Source organism: Salinicoccus luteus DSM 17002 (assembly GCF_000712035.1).
In the GTDB taxonomy this organism is placed as follows: Bacteria; Bacillota; Bacilli; order Staphylococcales; family Salinicoccaceae; genus Salinicoccus; species Salinicoccus luteus.
Window position 1 is genome coordinate 1 of record NZ_JONV01000008.1, and the last position, 26,638, is coordinate 26,638.

Consider the following 26,638-nt stretch of genomic DNA (forward strand, 5'->3'; position numbering starts at 1 on the left):
GGCCGGGATAAGTGCTGAAAGCATCTAAGCATGAAGCCCCCCTCAAGATGAGATTTCCCCATTAGATCCCTCAGAGATGATGAGGTGGATAGGTTCGGCGTGTAAGTGTGGCGACACATTCAGCGGACGAATACTAATCGATCGATGACTTATTCAATTAATGAAAACCGTGTTGGTTTTCTGCGCAACGCATTGTTTCTATCCGGTTTTGAATGTATATCATTCAACCTTATATTGTCCGGTGGCAATGGCGGAGAGGCCCCACCTGTTCCCATGCCGAACACAGCAGTTAAGCTCTCCAGCGCCGATGGTAGTTGGACTGACGTCCCGTGAGAGTAGGACGCCGCCGGGCAGTATTACTTACATAATTAAATTATGGATGCGATGAGCCGCATTGAGACCTTTACAGGTCTCTTTTTTTGTATAATGACAGTATAATCTAGTGAGGGTGGTTGGATCATGGAATACAGTATTGAAGTCACCGGCCTGTCCGAGACTGAGAAATTAGCGAGTGTTTTGGAAAAGAATATAGGGCCGGGAACTATCATTCTCCTTTCTGGAGACCTTGGCGCCGGCAAGACGACATTCACCCAATTCCTGGGACGGGCTCTTGGCGTCAAACGCAGAATGAGCTCGCCCACCTTCAATATCATTAAAAGCTATACCGGAAAATGTACTGTCCATCATATGGACTGTTATCGTCTTGAAGATAGTGATGAAGATCTTGGCTTCGATGAATATTTTAACGAAGATGATATATCTATTGTGGAATGGCCGATATATATAGAAGAATTTCTACCACAAGAATATCTATCCATTGAGATAGAAACACTTGATGAAGAGAAAAGGCGCTTCAGATTTTCTGCAAAGGGCACCACATACACTACAATACTGGAGGCACTTGAAAATGATTTCCCTTCTGATTGACACTTCCAACAGGCCATTATCGGTCGCTATGAACAGGGATGGATATTGCCTGGCAGAAATAAATACGACTGTGAAGAAGACACATTCTGCTACATTGATGGTATATATCAATGAGCTTTTTGAAATGACAGGCTACAAGCGCGGAGATGTCGACCGGATCATCGTGGCACGGGGGCCTGGCTCCTACACGGGTGTCCGGATTGGCGTCACAGTTGCCAAGACACTGGCCCAGGCATTGGATATAGACCTTTATTCTGTTTCGTCCCTGGCTGTCATTGCTGCTTCAACAGGCAGGGATGGTATCATGACACCGATGTTCGATGGCAGAAGGGGTAATGTCTATACATCCATCTACCGACTGAATGACAAATCGTTTGAAGAAGTGATGGAAGCAGGGTATATGTCACTCGATACAGTACTTTCACAGCTGAAAAAATACGATGGGGGTATCATATTGGCGGATGCCCTGGAAAAATTCAGTGGAAACCTGGGTACATACACCCATGCCACGCCACGCATCAGCACCGTCGAAAAGTTCGAGTCAATATTACGCCGTGAAGATGTTCATCAGATGGTGCCTGAGTACTTAAAAATATCGGAGGCTGAAAAAAATTGGATGGAGCGCAAACAGTCATAAGAAAAATGGAGATCGATGACCTGGAAGCTGTATATGAAATCGAATCAGCCTCATTTCCGAATACGTCATGGAACATCGAGTCGTTTTTAAGGGAACTGACAGCCAATAAGTTCGCGTACTATTTTGTCATTGAAAAAGAAGATAAAATAGTAGGCTACTGTGGTGTATGGCTCGTCATCGATCAGAGCCAGATTACGACCATCGCTGTGGCAAAAGAAGAACAGGGCAATGGCTATGGCCGTCGGCTTCTTCAGCATGCGAAGGAGTATGCTGGCCAATCTGCAGATATACTCTCATTGGAAGTGAGCATAGATAATCATAGAGCCATGAAGCTGTATGAAAAGGAAGGTTTCCTCTATGGAGGAATACGCAAGGACTATTATGGACCGGGAAAGGATGCACATGTCATGTGGGTGAGCTTGAATGAATGAAGAAGTGATCATACTGAGCATTGAGACGAGCTGTGATGAAACAGCATGCAGTATCGTCAGGAACGGCAACGAAATACTGTCCAATGTTGTGGTCAGTCAGATCGAAAGCCATAAGCGTTTCGGAGGTGTCGTCCCAGAAGTCGCTTCAAGACATCATGTTGAAACCATTACGGTGGTGATAGAGGAGGCGCTGGAAGAAGCAGAACTCGTTCCAGAAGACCTTTCAGCTGTGGCAGTGACTGAGGGACCGGGTCTGATTGGCGCACTGCTGGTCGGCATTAATGCTGCGAAGGCATTCAGCTTTGCCCATGATCTACCCTTGATTCCAGTCCATCATATTGCGGGACATATCTATGCAAACCAACTGGAGGAGGATCTTGAATTTCCGCTCATCTCTCTCATTGTTTCCGGAGGGCATACGGAATTGATCTATATGAAGAATCATATGTCATTTGAAGTCATCGGAGAGACAAGAGACGATGCAGTGGGTGAGGCTTATGACAAGGTGGCCAGAGTCATCGGTCTCCCTTATCCCGGCGGCCCCCATATCGACCGTCTGAGCAGGGAGGGGGAAGACACTTTCAATTTCCCAAGGCCCTATCTTGAACCGGGAAGCTATGATTTCAGTTTCAGTGGATTGAAGTCTTCAGTGATCAATACACTGCACAACCATAGGCAGAAGGACCTCACAATAGACAAGGCGGATGTGGCAAGGAGCTTCCAGGAGAGCGTTGTTGATGTACTGACTAAAAAAACGATGCTGGCTGTGGAGAACTACGGTGTGGAGAACCTCATCATTGCCGGGGGTGTAGCCGCAAACAGCGGACTGAGGGCGCGCTTTGAAATGCTCTGTCAGGAGCAGGGAATAAAGCTCAGCATCCCCCAGTTGAAGTACTGCACGGATAACGCAGCCATGATCGGTGCGGCGGCCTACCATCTTTACAACAAAAACGCCTTCGGCAGACTGGACCTGAATGGAAGGAATTTCATCGATATAGAAGAATACAGCATGTAAAGAGCCATGTCCTCAAAAAATGGGGACATGGCTCTTTTAGGTGCTGACCATTTGTCAATACGGAACGTCTGTTTTAAACAGACTGTGGATAACTTGTTGATAGAAATGAAAAAGACTGCTCAATCGCCGGGGAGACTGGGGATATAATTGTGTATAACTATGTGCATAAGTTTTAATGACTGTGGATTAAGGGCTGAATTATGCACGGCTGTGCACTTCCTGCTGTGAATAAAAGTGTGGTTAAATCCATTCAGGGGGAAATGGACATGAATGGAACCTGTGTTCGCAATATGATCATATCTCTTCCAGCTTTTCTTCCAATGCGGCCCACTCCATCATCAGCGTGTCGAGCTGTTCCCTCTGCACATTCAACTGCTGATTGAATTCTGATGCTTTTTCGTAATCTTCGTATACCTCAGGGTCGGCAAGTGTCGCCTCAGTCTCTGCAATTTCGTCCTCTAATGCCTGTATTTGTTCTTCCATTCTGCTCGCACTGCGCTTCAGTTTCTGCATCTCATTCCTTTTCTGCTTCTGCTGTTCATAATCCGTGCCATTGTGTCCTTTATCCTCCTGCTTCTCCACTTTGATATCGAGGGAGGCCTGTTCTTCCTTCTTGTGGCGATAGTAGCTGTAGTCGCCGTTGTAGGTCTTGAGATGCTGCAGGTCCATTTCCACGATTTTTGTGGCGATGCGATCGATGAAGTAGCGGTCGTGGGAGACGAACAAAATGGTCCCCGGGAAATTCTGAAGCGCCTCTTCCAGGACTTCCTTGCTGTCTATGTCCAGGTGGTTGGTCGGCTCATCGAGGATGAGAAGGTTATTCTTTTCGAGCATCAGTTTCGCAAGCTGGATACGCGCCTTCTCACCACCGCTCAGATCATTGACACTCTTCATCACTTCATCCTGGGTGAACAGGAAGCGTCCGAGCACTTTGCGGACATCGCTTTCGTTCATGTTCGGATACTCATGCCACAGTTCTTCCAGGACATTTCTGGTAGAAGTGAATTCGGCCTGTTTCTGATCATAGTATCCGATGGAGACATTTGTACCATAGATGACTTCTCCGGCATGCCGTGGCAACTTCTTCGCAATGGTTTTGACGAGTGTCGATTTTCCTATGCCGTTTGGCCCGATGACCGCCAGGCGATCCCCCTTGTCGACATTCAATGTGATGCCGCTGTTCAGCGTCTCCTCATAGCCGATGGCGAGTTTATTGATCCGGAGGACATCGTTTCCACTCTCCCTTTTTATATCAAAGGAGAAGCGTGCACTTTTTCTGTCGATCTGCGGTGTATCCATCCGGTCCATCTGCTCAAGCTTCTTGCGGCGGCTTTTTGCCATGTTGCTTGTCGAGGCCCGCGCTATATTCTTCTCGACGAATGTTTCAAGCTGCTTGATCTCCTTCTGCTGATGTTCATAGGCTTTCATCCGAAGGCTGTAGTTCTTCTCTTTTTCCTGGACGTATCTCGTATAGTTTGAGTGGTAGAGTGTGCCCCTGTACATCTCCACTTCAAAGATTTTGTCGACCGTCCGGTCCAGGAAGTACCGGTCGTGGCTGATGATTGCGATTGCACCTGTGAAACTATTCAGATACTGTTCGAGCCATGCCACGGTGTCCATGTCCAGGTGGTTGGTCGGTTCGTCAAGAAGGAGGAGGTCTGGTTTCGACAGGAGCATCTGTCCGAGGGCAAGGCGGGTTTTCTGTCCACCGGAGAATTCATCGACATTGCGGTCGAGGTCATCGATTGTGAAATTGAGTCCGGTTGTGACCGTCTTGATCTGGGCATCGATTGTATAGCCCCCCTGGGACTCGAATGAATTCTGCAGGGTATCGTACCGGTCCACCTGATCGCTGTAGGCAGGATTATCATAATCATGTTCCGCGAGCCAGGTGGTCACTTTCTGCATCTCCTCCTGGAGATTGAGCAGGTGGGAGAAGGGGCGCATCATTTCATCCCGGACGGTCTGGGAGGATTCCAGAGTCATCTGCTGGGTCAGGTAGCCGATGGAGATGCCTTTAGGCGTAGTGACCTGACCTTCATCAAGCCCGAGTTCTCCCGCCATTATTTTCATGAGCGTCGTCTTTCCGGCACCGTTTTTTCCAACAATGCCGACGGTTTCCCCTTTTTTTATCTCCAGATTTATATTTTCAAAAATCATATCCGTACCGAATGATTTCTTTACATTTCCCAATTGCATTACTATCATATTGATTACCTCACTTTCTTCAAGTCTACAATAAATAAATTAAAAAAACGATGAAATTAAATGACATTGACTACACCATGAAAATTGAGATATGCTATAATGTACCAACAGAGTGTAATAAACGAGGTGTGGGACATTTGAACAGTAAAAAGAAAATCCCAAATGCAACTATGAAACGTCTCCCTTTATACTATAGATTTTTTAAGAATGCTGAAAAATCCAGTGTGGACAGAGTATCCTCCAGAGAAATCAGTGAAGCATTGGATATTGATTCTGCCACTATAAGGCGAGACTTCTCCTATTTTGGTGAACTTGGTAGAAAAGGTTATGGATACAACGTCAAAAGCCTTCTGAACTTCTTCATGGAACATATCCAGGGGAACGAAGTAAGGAACGTGGCGATCATTGGTGCAGGTAATCTGGGCAGCGCATTATTAAACTACAAATTCAGTAACATAAATGATAGAATGAACATAGTTGCTGCCTTCGACAGCAATGATGAAATTGTTGGAACATCCATCAATAATACATTAGTATATCATCCAGATGAACTTGAGGATATGGTCAGTAGACATAACATAGACGTTGCGATACTTACCTTGCCGGCAGAGGTCAGCCAGGACATGGCTGAACGGCTTGTTGATGCGGGTATTAAAGGTATACTGAACTTTACACCAATCAGATTGGACGTAGCTGATGGAATCTATGTACACAATATAGATTTGAGTGTTGAATTGCAGGCGCTATTCTTTTATATGAAACATATTTAGGAGGGGTATTATGCTCGAACTGTTAATGCCGGTGACGCTTATGGCAGTAGGACCGACAAGTATGATTGTAATTGCTGTTGTAGCATTGATCATATTCGGACCCAAGAAGCTTCCTCAATTTGGACGTGCAATGGGCTCCACTTTAAAGGAATTTAAAGATGCAACAAAAGGTCTTGCTACAGACGATGACGACGAAGAAGAAGAAGAAAAGAAAAAACAGCCGAAGCAGATAGAAGCAGTTGAAGTCGAAAAAGCTGAAGAAACTAGAGTATAAGCATAGAGAATTGGAGGTGGCGAAAGCCACCTTTTTTTAAAGATTTTAAAGAGGTGAAAAGTAAGATGGCAGACTCGGAAAAAAGAGAGTTTACCGAGCACTTGGAAGAATTGAGAAAGCGTCTGCTGATTGTCATGTATTTCTTTGTTGGGGCACTGATCGTAGGATTTTTCCTGTCCAAGCCCCTGATATACCAGATGCAGAATGCACCATGGGCGGAATCCATCCAGATGCACGCGTTCCAGGTCACGGACCCGCTGAAGATCTACCTGCTTGTAATCGTCATAATCGGCCTTGTGGTGGTCCTGCCGGTCATCATGTACCAGCTTTGGGCCTTCGTGGCGCCGGGGCTGTATGGTAATGAAAGGAAATTAACATTGAGCTATATCCCAATTGTCATGGTCCTCATGCTGATCGGGATGGCCTTTGGCTACTTTGTTCTTGTTCCCTACATCATCCAGTTCACTTTCGACCTTTCGGAAGAGATGGGAATCGAGACGACCATAGGTATCAATCAGTACTTCGGGTTCCTGTTCAGGACAGTCCTGCCATTCGGTGCAATCTTCCAGATGCCGATCCTGGTGCTGTTCCTTACACAGCTTGGGCTGCTGACGCCGATGTTCCTCAGGAAGAACAGGAAGTATGCCTACTTCATCCTGCTGGTCATCGCGGCACTGATTGCACCACCGGACCTGATGACGCATATCATGCTGACTATACCAATGATCATCCTTTACGAAGTCAGCATCTACATTTCCAAAATCGGCTACCGCAGGCACTTGAAGGCAGAACAGAAGGCAATAGAAGAATCTTTGGATTCCGACTAGGGAGGTATTCAGAGTGACATTCGATTCGAACACTGAAGCATTTAAAGCATTGGATGAAAAAGGCAGCGAAGCATTGAATGAACGAATCGAGGAAGACCAGTGGAGGCAGAAATATCATTTGCAGCCTATTGTCGGCAGTATGAACTCCATTGCTGGCTTCGTTTATCACGAAGGCACTTATCATATCCTCTATCAATGGTCACCATTTGAAGACAAAAAGACGAAATGTTTGTATCATGTGACTTCGGATGACCTCGTCTCTTTTGAAAACAGGGGAATAGTGAAGATGCTGTCGGACGGAGCCTATTCGGGCTCCGCTTTTGTAAGGGAAGGGGATATCCACCTCTATCATACGGAAGTGCGGTCAAATGCAGTGTTCCAGCAGTACACCTCCCTTAAGATGAAATTGGATGGCTTCCACCCCGAAGGGACTGTGCCAATCATAAAGGGCGCACCAGCCGAATATGGATGGCTGATGAAGAATCCCAAAGTCTGGCGTGGAGATGGTGGATATTTCATGATGCTCGGGGCAGCGACATCAGAAGACTATGGCCGTGTTCTCGTCTTTGCCGGAAATGCACCGGATGCGTTTGAGTACAGGGGGGAATTGACAACACAACTCGACCAGTTCGGCTTCATGTGGGAAGCCCCGGATCATTTTGAACTGGATGGTCACCATGTGCTCATGTTCTGTCCCCAGGGCCTCGACAGGTACAGGAACAGCTATTGGAACATCTACCAGTCGGGATATATCATTGGGGAAATGGATTATGACTCATTGACGATGGACCACGGGCCTTTTCATGAACTTGATCATGGATTCGATTTCTATGCGCCCCAGACAACCCTCAACGGCAACGGCACACGCCTGATGCTCGGATGGATGGGCATGAAGGAAACCGGCTATCCGACCGATGGTGCATGGTCGCACTGTCTGACTCTGCCCCGTGAACTCTCGATTGAATGGGGGAAACTGAGGCAGAAACCGGCTGCGGCCCTCAAAAACCTGAGGGAATCGGAAATGACCGCCGAGGGATACTTCGATCATCGACCAAAAAAGATGAGGGATTTCTATGGAGACAGCTATGAGCTTGTCCTGGAAATGCTCGAGAACGATGCGACCCGTATTCATATCGACCTGAGGGTGAGCAGGCGGGAACAGACAAGCCTTATCTATGATACCGCCACCCGGACGCTCATTCTTGATACGGCCTTCAGTGGTGAAATGCCTGAAAATGTAGACGGAACAGAACGGAAGGTGATGCTTGATTCCCCGCTCTCCAAATTGCACATATTCGTCGATGCCTCAAGCATCGAAGTTTTTGCCAATGATGGGGAGGCGGCAATGACGGCACGCATCTTTCCTTCAGAAAAGGCAACGGGCATGGAGGTATCCACGGAGATCGGCAGCTGCCATGTCAAGATGACCAGGTATAGTCTGAAACAGCTATCATCCAATCCTGTAATCGAAAAGAAGTAGAGCAAACTTAATTTCAGTATTTAAACATAATTTTATTTCAATTCTGCTTATAATTGATTGATTATTTTGTTATTATTAATCTACACACGGTTAGGGTGAGAGGAGAGGGAAGACATGTTTTCGGTATTGAGCCAGATTCGTAAACGTTTTGAATATATGACACCAGTGGAGCAGCGCATTGCAAACTTCATGCTGGACAATCCCACGAAAGTGATCAACATGCCGGTCAAGGACATCGCGAGAAACAGCAATACCAGTGATGCGGCAATCGTCAGGTTCTCCAAGAGAATCGGCCTTGCAGGCATCAAGGAATTGAAGGTGGAGCTTGCAAAAGAGCTCCATACACTGGAAAAGGAGAATATATCCAGAGTCATCGACCTTGAACAGGATACGCATAAGGATATTTTTGACAAAGTATTCAAAAACACCATCCAAGCACTCTACAACACGGAAAAGATCGTCAATCGGAAAGCAATGAAGGAGGCGGCACATCTTTTTGCCAAATCGGACAATACTTTCATATTCGGAGTGGGGGATTCGGCGAACGTTGGAAATGAACTCGAACAGAAGTTACATAGGGTCAATATAAACGCCTTCTTCACCGCCGACAAATACCTGTGCATGACACGGCTGTCCAACGCGACGGAAAATGATGTGCTCTTCCTCATCACTCTGTCCGGCAAGACGAAGGAGATTGTGGAAGTAGTGAAGCTGGCGAAGAAGCTCGGGGTCAAAACGGTCATCCTGACACAGAACCATGCCTCCATCGCAAAGAGGAACGCGGATATCGCAATAGAAATTACTGAAGAAGAGACGAATATCCAATACATGAACATGACGAGCCGCATCGCCCAGCTTGTCATCTGTGATGTACTATTCTTCTATATCTGCCGGGAGCTTGGCGCCTCTGCCTATGATACGATCATCAAGACATATGACATTACCCACTGATCCAAACCCCTTTCACTATGAAAGGGGTTTTTACATAGTAAAGGCTTCTCAATAAAAGATATCTTATTGAAATACTACTGAAATATTCATTCCAAATTTTCCTGCTATATTAAGGTTATGTAACAAGATGGAAATTTGGTGGATACCGTCTCCCCATTCCAATATAATGATGATATTCGTAAATTGGTGGCAAAGCCTGATGGGGGAATTATTTTGAGAGAAAAACTGATGAAATCAAGTGTCGCATCCCTTTTGATCGCATCAACAATATTCACATATAATATGAACACAACAATAAAAGCTGATGAAACAGAAACAGTTCCAAGTACGGAAGAGAGTACGGAATTAATCGAAGAAGCGGTATCCACTGAAGAAAGTTCAGAAGAGACTGCAGAAGAAGCGGCAGAACAGGACCTGCTGGTCGAATCATCGCCGGAGAATGCACCAGAACAGGAAGTACAGCAGGAGGCCATCACAGAGTACAATATGCAGACAGAAGCCGATGAAACGGCACCTGCCCATGAGAGCCAGGATGATGTTCCGGTTGAGGAAGAAGACGAGACACTCGAGCCCCTGGAGGAGCCTGCCGGACAATCTGCTCTGGAGACCACTGAAGAGACACCTGAACCGCCTTCCGAAGAAGTGACGGAAGAAGCTTCTACAGAAGAAGCACCTGCAACACAACCGGAAGAAGGGATATCATCTGAGCCGGTGGCAGAGCAGACAGAGGAAGTAACCTCTGAAGAGTCAATCCAACAATCGGCGGTTGATGAGCCGACTGAAGAAGTAACATCCGAAACTTCAACCGAAGAGCTGCCAACAGAGCCGGAAGAGGAGACATCATCTGAACCGGTGGAAGAGCCAACTGGGGAAGAGACACTCGAGGAGTCGACCGAACAACCTACGGTCGAGGCGCCGACTGGAGAGGAAACATCTGAACCGACAGTTGAAGTCCCGTCGGATGAGCCGATGGAAGAGGAAGTCACCGACGAATCATCTGCCGAACCTTCCACAGAAGAGCCGGCAATCGAATATGACGAAGCCACAGATTATGGAAACGAGGAAAGTGGAGCTGAAACCTATTCGGATGAGCAGCCACTTTCGGAAGAGGCAGAGAAGGAAACTTCAGAAGTTCAAAGTGTGAACAGGCAGAATTACTACCGTTATGACCATGGCAATATTCTGGAAGGCATTTCATTGAGCCCAGGCACCTCTGATGAACAGCTGAACCTGCTCGACAAAAGGGTCAACCGTCTGATGTCGTCCAAAATCATACCTGAAGATGAAGTGGATGACGCGGATATCTTGGAAATTGAAGATGAAATCAAGAATGAAGAGGGTGTGATGGCTTCAACAGATCGGGAATCATTGCCTGATACAGGCGAAGCCGATTATACTTTCCTATACGGTACGACGCTCCTGATTGCAGGTGCCATACTGCTCTTCATTACAAGAAGGCCGAATAATCATAAATGCAAATAACAGGAAATCCCCATTCAAGTGAATGGGGATTTTTCTTACGATTAGTATGTTTTTATAGAGCTTTGTCATCTATTGAGTTCAGGTAGTCTTTGACTTCACCGACAACGGATTCGAGGCATCCGTCTTCAAATGGAGAGGTAAGGTTGGCAGACCGTGCCAATGCATTGAATGGCAGGGAGCCACCCAATTTGCACAGTTGGACATAGTCCGACCAGGCTGCCTCGAAGTCTTCATTCGCACGCTTCCAGAACTGCAGCGCACAAACCTGGGCGAGTGTGTAGTCGATGTAATAGAATGGTACACCGAAGACATGGCCCTGACGGTGCCAGAATGATCCGCTGGAAAGTGGCTCGATGCCATCATAATCCCGGTGGGGCAGATATTTGTCTTCAAGCTTCTTCCATTCCTGGCGCCTCTCTTCAGGTGTCAGGAATGGATTTTCATAAACGATATGCTGGAACTCATCGATGGCGACGCCATAAGGCAGGAAGGATATATTGTCCGCCATATGGGTGAATTTGAACTTGTCCGTGTCTTCCTTGAAGAAGAGCTCCATCCAGGGATAGGTAAAATACTCCATGCTCATGGAATGGATCTCAGCGGCTTCGAGCGTCGGGAACTGATATTCCGGCACTTCGAATCCCCGGGACATATAGCTCTGGAATGCATGGCCCGCTTCATGCGTGAGTACTGTGACATCATCCAGGGTGCCGTTGAAATTCGAGAAGATGAACGGTGACTCATATTCAGGAATGAATGTGCAGTATCCGCCACCTTCCTTGCCTTTCTTCGCTTCGACATCAAACAGGTCACGTTCCCTCATGAACGTATAGAATTCATCCGTTTCTGGAGATAGTTCCCTGTACATCTTCTCTCCATTTTTGAGGATTTCTTCAGGCCCGCCTTTTGGCGCTGCATTTCCGGTCACAAAGTCGAAGGATTCATCGTACGACTTCAATTCGGAAAGACCGATTCTTCTGCGCTGCCTTTCCTTGAGCTCTGTGACAAGCGGCACGACATGCTCCGCCACCTGGCGCCTGAAATTCTCAACCATCTCCCGATCATAATCGATGCGGTTCATGCGGATGTAGCCGAGTTCGACGAAATCCTTATAGCCGAGCTCAAGCGCAATCTGATGCCGGGTCTTGACCAGGTCATCGAATATCCGGTCTATCTTCTCAAGGTGCTCCCCCATGAAGCCCTGCACCGCTTCAGTGGCCCCTTTTCTCATGGAGCGGTCCGTATGCTGCGCGTAGGGACCGAATTCCGAGAGGTTGAGCACCTTTCCATCGAATTCGATCTCAGCAGAAGCCAGCAGTTTGGAGTATTCGGAATCGAGTCTGTTCTCCTTCTGGAGCAGCGTCTTCACTTTCGGATCGAAGCCCCTGATGGCGTTGTCTGCAAGGGCGAACAGCTGCTTTCCATACCGCTCTGCAAGTGCATCCTTGTATGGGCTCGAAGATAGTGCCTGATAGTATTTATGGTCGATCTCCTGTATTACAGGCCCATATTCGTCGAAGAAATCCCTTTCTCCGTCATAGAACTCGTCTTTTGTATCGATCGATGCCCGTATGTAGGCAAGGGTGCTCATCGTGGACAGATGATTGAAATGCTTGTTCAGTTCATCAATGACACTGCCCTGTTCCTCAGCAGATGTCTTTGTCTTGAATGTGTTGAGCAGGTCATCGACCTCGGAAGAGATCTTCTCGAGGTCGGGTCTTTCATATTGATAGTCTTTAAAAGTAAGTGCCATATGCATCCCCCTAAATGTTTATACAGTTATATTTTACCACATCGGCTGATGAATCATCCAAATTATTAATATGTTCAGATTATTTGATTTATGGGTAGTGTAGGGAAGAGAAGGATAAAAAGGAGAGAATTGTATGGTAGATGTAGATGAAGTGTTGGAAAGCAGAATTGGAGAGATGGCCAGGAAGACGAAAGAAATGGGCATCCCTCTCATGATAGTGATCGAAGGGCCGCCGGCTTCAGGGAAATCACGCCTTTCGAATGCACTGTATATGGCGCTGGATGCCAAATATACGGACTTCATGGCGACGCGTCCGCCGAGGGAGATCGATTTGAGATACCCTTTCCTGCAGAGGTACTGGAACCACCTGCCAAAGAATGGGAACATCAATATCCATTTCAGAAGCTGGTATGCCCAATACATCGACTACAAGACACGGAACATACAGGAGAATGTCAAAACGGATTACGTGGATATCAAGCAGGACATCGACCATTTTGAAGAGACGCTGATGAACAATGGCTATGAAATCATAAAGTTCTATGTGCATACGAGCGAGGCGGTCAGGAATCATCATATTGAAAAGCTCAAGTCCAACCCGGTCCTGAAATGGAAGGCGGAGGAATTCGAGGAGCGGCTGGATAAATTCGACTATGAGAATGAAATGAAGCAGTTTCTGGAAGCGCCGACCCGGTGCCCGTGGACGGTGATCGATTTTGAAGATAAGGGAGAGGCGATCAACACTCTATTCTCAACCATCATCGAACGCCTGGAAGAGCGGGTTGAGAAGGAGGAACAGGCGGAAGCGCCGAAGGTCGATGGGGAATTCACCGAGAATTATGAAGCTGAATTCTTCAACTTCGATTTTGAGAAGGAAAAAATAAAGAAGAAGGAATACAAGAAGATACTTCCCGGACTGCAGGAGAGGATGCGGGAGATCCAGTTCCAGCTCTATGAGAGGAAGATTCCCCTGGTCATCGTCTATGAAGGGATGGACGCTGCAGGGAAGGGCGGCAATATCAAGCGCATCAGGGAACCACTCGACCCGACGGGGTACACGGTCAACGCTACAGGGGCGCCGACGGATATCGAACTTGCCCATCACTACCTGTGGCGTTTTGCCACGGATGTGCCGAGAAGCGGACATATCGGCTTCTACGACCGCAGCTGGTACGGCAGGGTACTGGTGGAACGCATCGAAGGGTTCGCTTCGAACAGGGAATGGAAACAGGCCTATGAGGAAATCAATGACTTTGAGAAATCATTGTACAACTCCGGGGCAATCATCGTGAAGTTCTTCCTGTCCCTGGACAAGGATGAACAGCTTGAGCGCTTCGAAGACAGGGAGAAAGACCCCGACAAGCAGTGGAAGCTGACCGACGAAGATTGGCGGAACCGGGAGAAGTGGGATTTGTATGTCGAGGCGAGTGAAGATATGGTGCGCAGGACACATACAGCCCATGCGCCGTGGCACATCGTTGCAGGGAACAACAAGAAATACGCCAGAATCACCGCGCTCAGGAAAGTCATTGAAGCATGCGAAGCGCGGCTGGAAAAGGAATAGAAACCGGCTTCGGCCGGTTTTTTTACGGAATTCGAAATAATTCTTGCAGCTTTCCCCGAAAATGTATATCCTATAAATGGCAACTATTTATTTTAGAATATTTTAAATAGTTGGAAACATAAAGGGGGAAGAATAGATGCAGTCAGCCAAACGGATATTTCTCCTGTTTGCCGTCATGCTCATGATATTCAGTACTTTTAGTTCCGAAGTGCTTGCAAATGAGCTCGGTAAACCGCAGCGTTCGCCATCACTGGATGAATCGCACCTGGAGAAATATGAAAATGTAGAGGCCCAGATGGAAGTATTGACCGGGCCGGCCCAGCTTGGGGAAAGCCTGAGGGACAAGTCGGGGAACGTGAATGTCATTGTACATTTCAGGGAACCTTCCGTCGGACTCCAAAAAGGCATTGTCCAGTCGCAGGGGAAGAAATGGTCCAATCTTGATGCTGGAAAGGTCAAGGAGAAGATAGAGAAGCAGCAGCAGCAGGCAGAACACAGCATGAGGAATAAAAACATCAACTTTTCCAAGGGGAGTACATATAATACCGTGCTGAATGCCCAGTCTATGACTGTTGCAGCAGAAGATTTAGACAAGCTGCTCGAAGTTGAAGAAGTGGCCCTCGTCGAAGAGAACTTCTACGTCCATCTGGATCCTGAGACAGGCAATGGACATGATGAGGATATAGAAGGCCTTACGGATGTGTCGGATGAAGACATATCACCAAACTACATCAAAGGCATCACGCATCTTGGCATTCCAAAGGTGTGGGAACTCGGCAACAGGGGGCAGGGCGTCAAAGTCGGTGTCATCGATACGGGCATAGATTATAACCACCCTGACCTTGCCGGCGTATACAAGGGCGGCAGGAACTATGTAAACGGCCCAGACTACAATACAGAGCGTCCCGCAGATGACCCGTATGAAACAAAACCGGAGGAGCGCCCGGAAGGGATGCCTGAATACGACCAGAACGGCAGCTCCTACTGGACGACCCATGGTACGCACGTAGCGGGCACGATCGCAGCGCAGGGCAACAACGACTACGGCATGATCGGTGTGGCGCCTGCAGTCGACCTGTATGCCTATCGTGTGCTCGGCGCATACGGCAGCGGCTATACATCATGGATCGTCGGGGGCGTCGAGGGTGCAGTGGAGGATGGCATGGATGTCATCAACCTCTCACTCGGCAATACGCTGAGTGACGAAAGCCAGGCCAACTCGTTTGCATTGAACAATGCGATGTTGCTTGGCACCGTATCCCTTGCAGCGACGGGGAACTCGGGTCCTGAGCGGTCGACGGTCGGCGGACCGGCGACAAGTACGATGGCAATCAGCGTCGGCAATACGACACTGCCTGAACAGCGTGTCGCTTCCAACGTCACGCTTGAAGCGGAAGGATTTTCAGAGACGCTTGATGCCAACTTCATGGCATTCATGATGGGTACCCACCCTGAAACGCAGCTCGACACGGCAATGGAAGTGGCCAATGTACCGGGAATCGGTGCATCTGAAGACTTTGAAGGTGTGGATGTCGAAGGCAGGATTGCGCTGATCCAGCGCGGTGAGATCGCATTTGTCGACAAGATATGGAATGCACGTGAAAATGGCGCCCGCGGCGTCATCATCTACAACTCGGCAGATGGGTCAAATGCGCCGGGGCCGGTGGATATATTCCTCGGTACGGCATTCGACTATATCCCGACATTGGATATATCACACACAGTCGGTGCTGAATTTGCCGCTGCATTGGAATCCGGAAGCGGACAGGTTACGTTCAACAGCTTCGAGGACACAATGACGGCAGGAGACCAGGTGAATGCATCCTCTTCAAGAGGACCATCGACACCAAACTTCGATATCAAACCGGATATCACAGCACCTGGAACGAACATCCTTTCAACGATTCCGGTATTCGCATCTTCCGGAGACGGCTATGAGAAAGCATACGCGCAGTACACGGGTACTTCAATGGCGACACCACATGCTGCCGGAATAGCAGCACTGATCCTGGAACTGAATCCTGAGTGGGGTCCATTCGATGTCAAATCCGCAATGAGCAACACGGCAAAAGTGCTGGATACTTCAGCATTCGATGTGTTTGCCCAAGGGGCCGGACTTGTCCAGCCATACGCGGCAGCAACGACGGATACACTAATCAAAGTGCCGCATGAATCCACGATGGATGGCACGACGCATACCCATACTCGGGGAACGATGTCATTCGGATATGAAAGTCCGGGAGACACTGCCAGGACGGTGACGAAGGATCTGATCATCGAGAGCGGATCCGGAGGCACATACAGTTTTGAAGTCGTTACGACCAAGGCACCGACAGGCGCCATGGCAGGTGCTACCCTGACACCGAGCATGAACTCGGTGACGGTGAACGGCAGCCAGACTGTGGAATTCACACTGGATATCCCTGCAGGAACAGCAGAGCCGGGTAATGAATTCCTGGGCTACATCAACGTCTCCAGCGGATCCGGTACGTATTCCGTACCATTTGCTGTCGGATTCGGGGAACCGCTGAAGCAAGGATTTGCAGAGTTCGCACTGAATGACTACCATATGTCACCAAATGGGGACGGCGTACAGGATGAAACATCCGTATATGCCGCATTCCACAACCCGCAGGAAATGACACAGTTCAGCTGGTTCGATCTGCTGAATCCGTCAGCCGGTCCTGCAGCTGACGGCTATATCGGAGACTTCGCCTTCGAAACGGGTATCCAGTCCGACATCACGGTCCCGATCGACGGTACGATGTACAATATCGAAAATGACGAGTATGTCTATTCCGACGTGCCGGACGGCGTCTACACCATCGATGCCATTTCACTGCATGAGGGCGGCATAGAACTCGAGTATGACGGCCCGCTGTTCGTCAAACGTGAAGCCACACAAGTTGCAGAGCCGGCAGTTGCATCCGGAATCATCACTGCGGATGTCACAGACCTGTATATCGAAGCATTGCCTTCATTGCAGGAGATGTACGGCATGAGCTATCATCCGAACGACATGATCAACGCAACCTACTTGCTTTCAAATGGCACGACGGAAGAGGAAGGAGCAGTGGAACTCAATGCCGATGGAAGTCTGGCAATGGACTTCACAGGCTATACCGGCACATATCATCTGACGCTTGAATTCGCAGATGCCGCCGGCAACAGCACCTCCTATCCATACACGGTCGATTTCGATGAGGACGTGATTACCGAAGGCCAGGACGAGCTTCCGGGAGGGGAGGCGCCGATTGACGCCTACGCAGTCACTGAAGCGGATATTGGGGACGGCATAAAGAGGAACAACATCAAGGATATTCATGTCGCCGTACCGGATGAATATATCGCAGATGGTTCCGCAACCGTCAGCATTTCCGATACGCTGATTTCCCAATTTGCAGAAATGCGTCCAAACAAGACGGTGGTGCTGAACGTCGGAGGTTCCGCCGTCCAGCTGACCGTCCAGAACTTCCAGCAGTTTGCATCATACGACAGCGTGGAGGTTACTGTGATGCGTTCACCATCTGATGAAGCGCATCATGTCAGTGACATCTATGAAGTCGTGCTCACCGGCATCAGCGGGGAAACGGAAGAAACCATCACACAGCTTGATTCCGAGATGCGCATCATGATCGAAGCGCCAGGCAGACACTTTGATGTATATGACATCGCAGCAGAATCCGTCATCAAATCCAAATACAACAAGAAGCAGCAGGTGATAGAGACGACGGTGCCATCATCATATGTAGTGATAGAACAAAACTAAAGCGATTGAAAAACGGATTCCATGAGGACTGTCTCATGGAATCCGTTCTAATTTGAATATATGTGTGGACCTGCAGTCGCAGGGGCAAAAAAGAACGGGAACAGGATCACTCCCGTTCCCGCCACATGCACCCCTACATCAGCAGACGGATGATCATGCCGATGCCATTCTGTATATCTTCAAGCTGTTCGATATAATCCTGGAACATCAGCTGAAGCAGGACGACCAGTCCATTCATGAGCATATGCACCATGATGGGCACAATCAGCCTGCCGGTGATGACATACAGGAAGCTGAATGTATAGGCCATGACGACATAGATGAGTACATGGGTGAAGTCCCAGTGGGCGACAGCGAAGATGAGTCCGCTGACGAGGCCGGCGACAAGGAAGGAAACCACTTTCGGCCCGGGCACCACTTCGTATATCTCCCCGAATATGGCACGTCGGAATACGTACTCTTCCAGTATGGGGCCGAGCAGTGCGACGACGAGTATCATGAATGGAGCGGATTGTATCATATCTATGATTCCGGCGGTGTTCTCACTCTCCATCGGATTGCCGAGCACATAGACGTTCACAAGTCCCGCAATCACCTGTGTGGCATAGGCGAGGACGACACCACCGACAATCCATGCGATTGTTACGGGAATGTCCGCCTGGCGGCCGCGCTCGATCCGGTTCTTGTTCTTATGGAGCTGTCCGATTGCGATGACGGCAATCACTCCGATGGCGAAAGCGATCGCCTGATACGGCAATATCTGGTCAAGGAGCTGTGCTTCAGTAATTGAAGGATTGACTGCAGCCATGACGATGGAAACCGGCACGACGGCAAACTGTACTGCCAAAAATATTACGATGATCAATGCACTATATAACTGTCTCAAGATAAACCCTCCATTTTCCAATACAGCTATTCTACCCTAAAAATTAATGGTGATAAAGCAAAGAGAAAATACTTGCAATATTGACCAACTTTGATTATTATTTAATTGTTAGCACTTCGAATGCCTGAGTGCTAAATCTAATGATGTTTGTACTATATAAAGGAGGGCTTTCACGTGTTGAAACCATTAGGCAACAGAGTCGTCATCGATTTGACTCAAAAGGAAGAAACTACAAAGAGCGGCATCATTCTGACTGAATCCGCCAAGGAGAAACCACAGGAAGGTACAGTGGTAGCAGTAGGTCCAGGGAAAGTATTGGATAACGGAACCCGCGTCGAGCTTGAAGTCAAAGAGGGAGATCGCGTCGTCTATTCCAAGTTTGCTGGTACTGAACTGAAACACGATGATAAAGACTATCTCGTCCTTTCCGATACCGACATTCTGGCAGTCATCGAATAGGACATCCAAAAATTAAAGCGCAAAGCATTAGATTTAGATTCGTATAGGAGGAATGATTGATAATGGCTAAAGAACTGAAATTCTCTGAAGATGCACGCCAGTCCATGCTCGCTGGTGTAGATAAATTGGCAAATGCTGTGAAAGTCACACTTGGACCAAAGGGACGCAATGTCGTTCTTGATAAATCCTTCACTTCACCGCTCATCACAAATGACGGCGTGACGATCGCAAAGGAAATCGAACTCGAAGATGCATATGAAAACATGGGTGCAAAACTTGTCGCAGAAGTGGCGAACCAGACGAACGAAATCGCTGGTGACGGTACGACGACTGCAACAGTCCTTGCACAGGCAATGATCCAGGAAGGCCTCAAGAACGTGACAAGCGGTGCCAACCCTGTAGGCATCAGATCTGGTATCTCCAAAGCGGTGGAAGTTGCAGTGGAAGAACTGCAGAACATTTCCCGTCCCGTACAGGATAAGGAATCCATTGCACAGGTCGGTGCAATTTCAGCAGACGATCCGGAAGTTGGGGAATACATTTCCGAAGCAATGGAGAAGGTCGGAAACGACGGTGTCATCACAATTGAAGAATCCCGCGGGTTCAAGACTGAACTCGAAGTCGTGGAAGGTATGCAGTTCGACCGTGGCTACACTTCACCTTACATGGTGACGGATTCCGAGAAGATGGTAGCGGATCTCGATAACCCTTATATTCTTATCACGGATAAGAAGATTTCCAATTTCCAGGATGTACTGCCACTGCTCGAACAGATCGTGCAGCAGTCCCGTCCGATCCTCATCATCGCTGATGACGTCGAAGGCGACGCAATGGCGAACATGGTACTCAACAAACTGCGCGGCACATTCACTGCAATCGCAGTCAAAGCACCTGGATTCGGCGACCGCCGCAAAGCGATGCTCGAAGATATCGCAGTGCTGACAGGCGGCCAGGTCATCACTGAAGACCTTGGACTCGACCTGAAAGACGCGACTGTCGACATGCTCGGTACAGCATCCAAAGTCAATGTGACAAAAGACGATACGACAATCGTCGAAGGGGCTGGAGAAAAGAACAACATCGAAGCACGCATCGGTCAGATCAAATCCCAGATCGAAGAGACTTCTTCTAGCTTCGACAAGGAAAAACTTCAGGAGCGTCTTGCGAAACTCTCCGGTGGTGTTGCAGTCATCAAAGTCGGTGCAGCAACTGAAACGGAAATGAAAGAGCGTAAGCTCCGCATCGAAGATGCACTCAACTCCACACGCGCTGCTGTGGAAGAAGGCATCGTAGCCGGTGGGGGAACTGCACTGGTGAACATCTACAACAAAGTTTCCGAAATCGAAGCCGAAGGCGATGTGAAGACAGGCATCAACATCGTACTGAAGGCACTCGAAGCACCACTTCGTCAGATTGTGGAAAACGCCGGCCTTGAAGGTTCCGTCATCGTAGAACGCCTCAAGACGCAGGAACCGGGCATCGGTTTCAATGCAGCAACTGACGAATGGGTGAACATGATCGATGCAGGTATTGTGGATCCTACAAAAGTTACACGTTCTGCACTGCAGAATGCTGGATCCGTTGCAGCAATGTTCCTCACTACAGAAGCGGTAGTTGCCGACATCCCAGAAGAGAATGGCGGCGGAGATGCAGGCGGCATGGGCGGCATGCCAGGCATGATGTAATAAAGATTTCTCTCACTTGAGAGGCTGTCTGTATTAAAAATTTGAAGACTACTTCCTTTCATTTCAGGAAGTAGTCTTTTTTGTACTCAAATTTACATATCAGAGGTCCTTACACGAAATTGGTTATAGTCTGAGACTATAGTGAGAGATAGTTTTTAAGTGTTACACAATATCATACCAAAATGATATGCTTATACTCATTAAATAATTCAAAAATATACTACTATTTGAATTTAACATATAAATTTTTAGGTGGCGGATATGAATAAAAGTAAATTTGAAAATAGGCATTGTATCATTTAGACAATTTTATTAGATCGCTCTTATCATGAGTTGGCTGAGGGAACTGGTCGACGAAGCCCGGCAACCGCCTTTTATGGGAATGATGCTACTTCCAACAGACAGGGATGTCTGAAAGATGAGAGGAAGAAGCCACTATGTTTTACGATCTTAACCCTCTTTCCTAAAGAAAGGGGGTTTTGTGCAAAAGGAATGCAACCGTTATAAGAAAGGATGAAGTATATGGATATTGTGATTTTAGAGGGGCTCCGGACACCCTTTGGCAAATGGAAAGGGTCCTTATCAGAGTTCGAAGCCAAGGAGATAGGTACTTTAGCTGTCAGGGAACTATTGCATCGGCTACCTGAAGCCAAAGAAGCGGATGGTGTTCTACTATCACAGGTGCTCCAGGCAGGCCAGGGGCAGAATCCGGCAAGAAGCGTTGCAGTAGAGGCTGGAGTATCTCTATCTGTGCCCGCCATTACTTTAAATAATGTATGCCTAGGTGGATTGGCCTCCATAACTGATGCTGCTCGTCGTATTCATTTTAATGAAGGAGAGTTGTACATCACAGGTGGATTTGATTCGATGACCAATGCCCCTTATACTGCTGCGGTTCGTAAAGAACAGTCCATGGGTGCACTGCAATTGACGGATACATTGAGTAATGATGGTCTATGGTGTGCACTGGAGGATGAATCGATGGGCGTGATGACAGACAGAAAAAATAAGGATTTTGGAATTGACAGAGAAGCTCAGGATCGATATGCACAGATGTCACAGGAACGCGCGACAGCTGCGAGTGAAGCGGGGCGTCTTCAGGAAGAATTCGTTCCTTTAGAAGTGGCTGGGAGTTTTTTTTCTAGTGATGAAGGTATACGATCCGGTTCTTCTATAGATAAATTGGCAAGTTTGAGACCCGCATTTGCTGAGGGAGGAACAATTACAGCCGGAAATGCATCCCAGATGACAGACGGTGCAAGTGTTGGAATTATTTCATCTAAAAAAAATGCAGATGCGCTTGGTAAAATGCCATTGGCACGCATACTTGGGTGGGCTGAAGTTGCTGGTCCGGATACGAGCTTGCAAACGAAACCTGCCCAAGCAATCAGAAAAGTTCTGGAGAAAACGAATCTAACGTTAAATGATATTGATTTATTCGAAATCAATGAAGCTTTTGCGAGTGTAGTGATTGCGAGTTGCAGAGACCTTGGAATTGGTTATGACAGAGTAAATGTCAATGGAGGTGCGATAGCAATTGGCCATCCACTCGGTGGAACCGGATTCCGACTTGTCTTGACTATAGCAAAAGAATTGCAGCGTCGGGGAGGCGGAAAGGGAATTGCTTCACTGTGTGGTGGAGGCGGTCAAGGCATGGCGCTGCTGATAGAAGTTCCGAAAAACTGGTGATTGGGAGTAATGATCAAAAGTAGGCATTTCACCCTCACCTACATGAACAGGAATAGCAGAGATTTTTCGTGCAGTGTGTAAATAGAGTCTAATAAGATGGAAGGGTGAGCCTCATGATAGGAGTATATTTTATATTGCTTGCATTATTTTGGACAGTTGGTCTACTGATATGGAAAAAAATTTATGTGATGAAAGAAAGAGGGGAGGATAAGCGATGACGACAGCAACAGACGCATTATTTTGGACAATTGCTATTATGCTGGTTGGGTATTTTTGCCTTGTTGTATGGATTGGGAAAAAGGGATCTCATTTTAGTCGGACGATGGCTGGGTTTGCAACGGCCCGTGGCAAAGTGAGCCCTGTGATTGTTGGAGCAAGCTTTGCAGCTTCATATGCAAGTGCCAATCTGTTTATTGGCGTTCCTGGTCTTGCTTATCAATATGGTACGTCAGTCCTGTGGTATACTTTGGGATGTTTTGGCGTTTCATGGCTTGGTCTTCTCTTGTTTGCCAAAACTTTCTGGAGATACAGCAAAAAATTCGGAGGGGTTTCCACACTGCCTGAATGGCTTGGAAGGAGATATAACAGCAAGACCCTTCAAGTGCTTGTTGCCATTTTGATTTTATTCAACGTGTATTATATTGTAGGTCAAAATGTGGGACTGGCTACCATCTTTGAATCCATCTTGAACATTCCTTATTTCTGGGGAGTCATTATTGGGGTTCTCATAACGGTTCTTTATATTGGACTGGGAGGGGCATTTGCACAGCTCATCACAGATGGTGTACAAGGTATTTTGATGGCACTCATTTCTATTTTTATTTTCATTTCTTTATTTTGGACAATAGGTGGAGGATTGAACGTATTTGGAGAACTTTCATATAAACTCGAAGCGATTGATCCGAATCTGACAGGTTTCCTCTCAGTAGGTGGTCCTTACGATAGTCCAATGGCGATAATGGCTGTTCAATTTCTATTGTTCAGTTTTGTATTAATGCCTCATCTACTAAATAAGGTACTATCCCTTGAAAGTGAGGAACAGCTTGCTCCATTTACATTATCCGCTGGTTTGATTCTGTTTTTAATTTCAACATTAATGGTGCTCGGAGGTCTTGCAGCACGCGTGGTCGCCCCATCCTTATCCAGTGCAGATGCAGCAATTCCAGTATATGTCCTTGAGTCATTCCCGACTATCATTGCAGCACTTATTGTTGTAGGTCTCATCTCTGCGATTCTATCAAGTACGGATAGTCTTTACTTGGGGCTGACGACAAGTATTGGCAATGACTTCTATAAGGTCCTGGCTCCGGTCATATCAAAAAAGCCGATTGCTCTAAGTGTGCTGGACAGGAATGCAGTAAATATATCGAAAGTCTCTTTAATACTTGCAGGACTCATAACATTATATCTTTCGCTGGAGCGTCCTGAGTCACTGTCTATTCTAATTCAATTCAGTTTCTCTGCAATCATTTGCGGCATCATTGCTCCAGTCACATTAGGGTATTTCTGGGAAAAATCAAACGCACCTGGTGCCATCGCATCTTTGATTGCCGGCACGGTCTTGTATGTATTTTTTACAAATCTAAATATCATTGAAAATATATATATTGCAATGTTCTTTGCGTCTGTTCTGGCATTTATCGTAATGGTGGGCACATGTTTGGCAACGCAATCCGTAGCTAGCGAGCATAAGCAAGAGTCTCTTGCAATTTCCGAAAATAGTAATTATTAGATTATTCAATATAGTATGCATTTCCATTTTGATTGGGCCATGTTTTAGCAAGGAGGATAAAGAATGAATGAACGACAACCCGGGATGATCGCTGCTTCCATAGTATGGGAACCGTCTGAACGAAGAGTATCTGAGTCGAATATAAAAAAGTTTTCTGATCAAATAGGCATTCCGTTTGAACCTTATGAAAACCTGCACCGCTGGTCTATAGAACAGCCGGAAGCGTTTTGGTCAACAGTTTGGGATTTTGCCGGTATTATCGGAGATAAAGGGGAAACCATTCTCCTTCCGGCAGAAGATGATGGCATGTTAGGTGCAAAATGGTTTCCCGAAGCTGATATAAATCTAGCAGAAAACCTACTGCGCGGGAATGATTCCCGTATTGCGGTCTATGAAGCAAATGAGCATGGTGTCCAGAAGGGCGTTAAAATGTCAGAGCTTCGAAGCATGGTTGCAAAAGCACAGGAGGGTTTACGCAAGCTGGGTGTAGAGAAAGGCGACCGGGTTGCAGGTATAGTGAAGAATGACTTGCAATCGTTGGTTTCTTTACTTGCAACGGCTTCACTTGGTGCGGTCTGGAGTTCGTGTTCGCCTGATTTTGGAGGCAAAGGAATCATCGATCGTATCGGTCAAGTTCAACCTAAGGTACTCATTGCTGCTCTGGAGTACGAATACAACGGTAAGTCTTTTAATGTTCGTGAAAATATAATGGCGGTCAGTGATGAATTGGAAAGTGTGTCTGCAGTGGTTTCGCTCTCAGAAACAACAGATTTTGCATTGAATTCTGATGTTCAACTGTCAACATGGTGCGAATTATTGGCAAATGATATGGAGGAGCCGACATTCACACGTGTACCATTCAATCATCCTCTCTATATCTTATATACATCCGGAACCACGGGGCTGCCAAAATGCATTGTCCATTCTGTCGGTGGTGTTTTGCTTCAACATGTGAAGGAACATCAGCTTCATTGTGATGTAAAGAAAGACGATATTTTGTCATGGTATACGAGTACATCATGGATGATGTATCCATGGCTTGTGTCGGGTCTTGCCAGCGAAGCGAGCATTGTCGTTTATGATGGTGCACCAATTCTTAAGAATCGCAACAGTATTTTATGGGAGATTGCTGAAGAAATCGGCATTACACATTTCGGAACAAGTCCAAAATATCTTGCCACATTGGAGAAATGCGGATATGAACCTGGAGAAAATCACGATTTATCGGCCCTGAAGGCATTGATGACAACAGGAGCGCCGCTCATTGGTGAGCAGTATGATTGGGTCTATGACAAAATAAAAGAAGATCTCTTATTGGAATCCGTTTCGGGGGGTACTGAAATTATAGGTTGTTTTTTCATGGGAACACCCATCCATCCTGTTATACGAGGAGAGATCACATGCAAAGCTCTGGGAATGGCAGTAGAAATTCTGGATGATGCGGGCAGTTCTGTTATTGAAGAGAAAGGCGAATTGGTGTGCACCCAAGGATTTCCAAGCATGCCGCTTACTTTTTGGGGAGAAGGAGGAGATGATCGTTATTTCAACACCTATTTTTCGAAAAATGAAGGTATCTGGACACATGGAGATCTAGTGAAAGAAACAAGAGAAGGGACATTCATTATTTATGGACGTACGGATACAGTACTGAACCCAGGCGGAGTTCGAATTGGAACATCAGAAATTTATCGGATTGTCGAGCAAATGCCTCAAATAAAAGATTCCCTTGTATTTGGCTACCCAATTGAAAATGATGAAGAAGTTGCATTGTGCATTATGACGGAAAATGAGGGCCTAGATGAGGAGGTAGTCGAGGAAATCCGTCGGAATATACGGATGAAGGCTTCCCCACGTCACGTGCCACGGCGTATTTATCTTGTAAATGAAATTCCGTATACGAATAATGGCAAAAAAGTGGAAGGGGCCGTACGCTCAATCTTACATGGACAAGACGTTAAAAACAAAGCTTCCTTGGCAAACCCAGGCTGTCTTGAAGAATATCTAACTTTGAATAAAAAGAATTATTTCTAACATTAAAATTATGATGCGTGTGGAAGTCGTTTATTAAAAGTTCGAAATAAAAAACCTTTCCGAAGCCT

Annotated in this window: 20 protein-coding genes, 2 rRNA genes and 1 riboswitch; of the genes, 19 read left to right on the forward strand and 3 right to left on the reverse strand. The window is 47.1% G+C overall.

Annotation, left to right across the window (positions count from 1 at the left end; translation table 11 throughout):
* The 6 genes from BO53_RS0104775 to tsaD all read left to right on the forward strand — a co-directional run.
* Nucleotides 1-157, forward strand: a 23S ribosomal RNA gene (locus BO53_RS0104775); the annotation flags it as partial.
* An 80-nt stretch (nucleotides 158-237) separates the two neighbouring features.
* Nucleotides 238-352: ribosomal RNA gene (gene rrf / locus BO53_RS0104780) — 5S ribosomal RNA — on the forward strand.
* 107 nt (nucleotides 353-459) lie between these two features.
* Nucleotides 460-927, forward strand: a complete 468-nt coding sequence (gene tsaE, locus BO53_RS0104785; RefSeq protein ID WP_031546043.1) for a tRNA (adenosine(37)-N6)-threonylcarbamoyltransferase complex ATPase subunit type 1 TsaE — start codon at nucleotides 460-462, stop codon at nucleotides 925-927.
* Nucleotides 908-1,564, forward strand: a complete 657-nt coding sequence (gene tsaB, locus BO53_RS0104790; protein ID WP_031546045.1) for a tRNA (adenosine(37)-N6)-threonylcarbamoyltransferase complex dimerization subunit type 1 TsaB — start codon at nucleotides 908-910, stop codon at nucleotides 1,562-1,564. Before tsaE ends, tsaB begins: the two co-directional genes overlap by 20 nt.
* A 5-nt stretch (nucleotides 1,565-1,569) precedes the next feature.
* Complete coding sequence (gene rimI, locus BO53_RS0104795) at nucleotides 1,570-1,995, forward strand: ribosomal protein S18-alanine N-acetyltransferase (RefSeq protein WP_051683016.1); 426 nt, start codon at nucleotides 1,570-1,572, stop codon at nucleotides 1,993-1,995.
* Nucleotides 1,988-3,010, forward strand: coding sequence for a tRNA (adenosine(37)-N6)-threonylcarbamoyltransferase complex transferase subunit TsaD (gene tsaD, locus BO53_RS0104800; RefSeq protein ID WP_031546048.1), 1,023 nt, complete (start codon nucleotides 1,988-1,990; stop codon nucleotides 3,008-3,010). The genes rimI and tsaD overlap by 8 nt, the downstream gene beginning before the upstream one ends.
* Nucleotides 3,011-3,304: 294 nt before the next feature.
* Here the strand turns inward: tsaD and BO53_RS0104805 are convergent, their stop codons facing one another.
* Nucleotides 3,305-5,218 carry an ABC transporter ATP-binding protein gene (locus tag BO53_RS0104805; RefSeq protein WP_031546051.1) on the reverse strand — a complete coding sequence of 638 codons (1,914 nt, stop codon included), beginning with the start codon at nucleotides 5,216-5,218 and terminating at the stop codon, nucleotides 3,305-3,307.
* 137 nt (nucleotides 5,219-5,355) lie between these two features.
* Between BO53_RS0104805 and BO53_RS0104810 the strand changes: the two genes are divergently transcribed.
* The 6 genes from BO53_RS0104810 to BO53_RS0104835 all read left to right on the forward strand — a co-directional run bounded on the left by BO53_RS0104810 (nucleotide 5,356) and on the right by BO53_RS0104835 (nucleotide 11,002).
* The gene (locus tag BO53_RS0104810; protein ID WP_031546053.1) at nucleotides 5,356-5,988 is read left to right on the forward strand and encodes a redox-sensing transcriptional repressor Rex; all 633 of its coding nucleotides are present in this window, start codon (nucleotides 5,356-5,358) and stop codon (nucleotides 5,986-5,988) included.
* A gap of 40 nt (nucleotides 5,989-6,028) precedes the next feature.
* Nucleotides 6,029-6,262, forward strand: a complete 234-nt coding sequence (locus tag BO53_RS0104815) for a twin-arginine translocase TatA/TatE family subunit (protein WP_084184939.1) — start codon at nucleotides 6,029-6,031, stop codon at nucleotides 6,260-6,262.
* A gap of 65 nt (nucleotides 6,263-6,327) precedes the next feature.
* Nucleotides 6,328-7,089 carry a twin-arginine translocase subunit TatC gene (tatC, locus tag BO53_RS0104820; protein WP_031546057.1) on the forward strand — a complete coding sequence of 254 codons (762 nt, stop codon included), beginning with the start codon at nucleotides 6,328-6,330 and terminating at the stop codon, nucleotides 7,087-7,089.
* A 13-nt stretch (nucleotides 7,090-7,102) separates the two neighbouring features.
* Nucleotides 7,103-8,569, forward strand: a complete 1,467-nt coding sequence (locus tag BO53_RS0104825) for a glycoside hydrolase family 32 protein (RefSeq protein WP_031546059.1) — start codon at nucleotides 7,103-7,105, stop codon at nucleotides 8,567-8,569.
* 114 nt (nucleotides 8,570-8,683) lie between these two features.
* The gene (locus BO53_RS0104830) at nucleotides 8,684-9,520 is read left to right on the forward strand and encodes a MurR/RpiR family transcriptional regulator (protein ID WP_031546061.1); all 837 of its coding nucleotides are present in this window, start codon (nucleotides 8,684-8,686) and stop codon (nucleotides 9,518-9,520) included.
* Between the two features lie 213 nt (nucleotides 9,521-9,733).
* The gene (locus BO53_RS0104835) at nucleotides 9,734-11,002 is read left to right on the forward strand and encodes an LPXTG cell wall anchor domain-containing protein (protein ID WP_031546064.1); all 1,269 of its coding nucleotides are present in this window, start codon (nucleotides 9,734-9,736) and stop codon (nucleotides 11,000-11,002) included.
* A 52-nt stretch (nucleotides 11,003-11,054) separates the two neighbouring features.
* Here BO53_RS0104835 and BO53_RS0104840 read toward each other — a convergent pair whose 3' ends face one another.
* A complete protein-coding gene (locus BO53_RS0104840) occupies nucleotides 11,055-12,755 on the reverse strand; it encodes a M3 family oligoendopeptidase (protein ID WP_031546067.1) in 1,701 nt (566 codons plus the stop codon).
* A gap of 133 nt (nucleotides 12,756-12,888) precedes the next feature.
* On the opposite strand from BO53_RS0104840, the gene BO53_RS0104845 reads away from it, so the two are divergent.
* Together BO53_RS0104845 and BO53_RS0104850 are read left to right on the forward strand one after the other, a co-directional pair.
* Nucleotides 12,889-14,319, forward strand: coding sequence for a phosphate--AMP phosphotransferase (locus tag BO53_RS0104845; protein ID WP_031546069.1), 1,431 nt, complete (start codon nucleotides 12,889-12,891; stop codon nucleotides 14,317-14,319).
* 136 nt (nucleotides 14,320-14,455) lie between these two features.
* A complete protein-coding gene (locus BO53_RS0104850) occupies nucleotides 14,456-18,088 on the forward strand; it encodes a S8 family serine peptidase (RefSeq protein WP_051683017.1) in 3,633 nt (1,210 codons plus the stop codon).
* A 133-nt stretch (nucleotides 18,089-18,221) separates the two neighbouring features.
* Here the strand turns inward: BO53_RS0104850 and BO53_RS0104855 are convergent, their stop codons facing one another.
* On the reverse strand, nucleotides 18,222-18,974 hold the full coding sequence (locus BO53_RS0104855; protein ID WP_031546074.1) for a CPBP family intramembrane glutamic endopeptidase: 753 nt from the start codon (nucleotides 18,972-18,974) through the stop codon (nucleotides 18,222-18,224).
* Nucleotides 18,975-19,148: 174 nt separating this feature from the next.
* Between BO53_RS0104855 and groES the strand changes: the two genes are divergently transcribed.
* The 5 genes from groES (at nucleotide 19,149) to BO53_RS0104885 (ending at nucleotide 26,570) form a co-directional block, all read left to right on the forward strand.
* The gene (gene groES, locus BO53_RS0104860; protein ID WP_031546076.1) at nucleotides 19,149-19,433 is read left to right on the forward strand and encodes a co-chaperone GroES; all 285 of its coding nucleotides are present in this window, start codon (nucleotides 19,149-19,151) and stop codon (nucleotides 19,431-19,433) included.
* 62 nt (nucleotides 19,434-19,495) lie between these two features.
* Nucleotides 19,496-21,118, forward strand: coding sequence for a chaperonin GroEL (gene groL, locus BO53_RS0104865; protein ID WP_031546078.1), 1,623 nt, complete (start codon nucleotides 19,496-19,498; stop codon nucleotides 21,116-21,118).
* 320 nt (nucleotides 21,119-21,438) lie between these two features.
* Nucleotides 21,439-21,543, forward strand: a riboswitch (SAM riboswitch).
* A gap of 97 nt (nucleotides 21,544-21,640) precedes the next feature.
* On the forward strand, nucleotides 21,641-22,807 hold the full coding sequence (locus BO53_RS0104870) for an acetyl-CoA C-acyltransferase (protein WP_031546080.1): 1,167 nt from the start codon (nucleotides 21,641-21,643) through the stop codon (nucleotides 22,805-22,807).
* A 214-nt stretch (nucleotides 22,808-23,021) separates the two neighbouring features.
* The gene (locus BO53_RS0104880) at nucleotides 23,022-24,539 is read left to right on the forward strand and encodes a sodium:solute symporter family protein (RefSeq protein ID WP_031546082.1); all 1,518 of its coding nucleotides are present in this window, start codon (nucleotides 23,022-23,024) and stop codon (nucleotides 24,537-24,539) included.
* A gap of 63 nt (nucleotides 24,540-24,602) precedes the next feature.
* A complete protein-coding gene (locus BO53_RS0104885) occupies nucleotides 24,603-26,570 on the forward strand; it encodes an acetoacetate--CoA ligase (protein WP_031546085.1) in 1,968 nt (655 codons plus the stop codon).
* The last annotated feature ends 68 nt before the right edge of the window (nucleotides 26,571-26,638 follow it).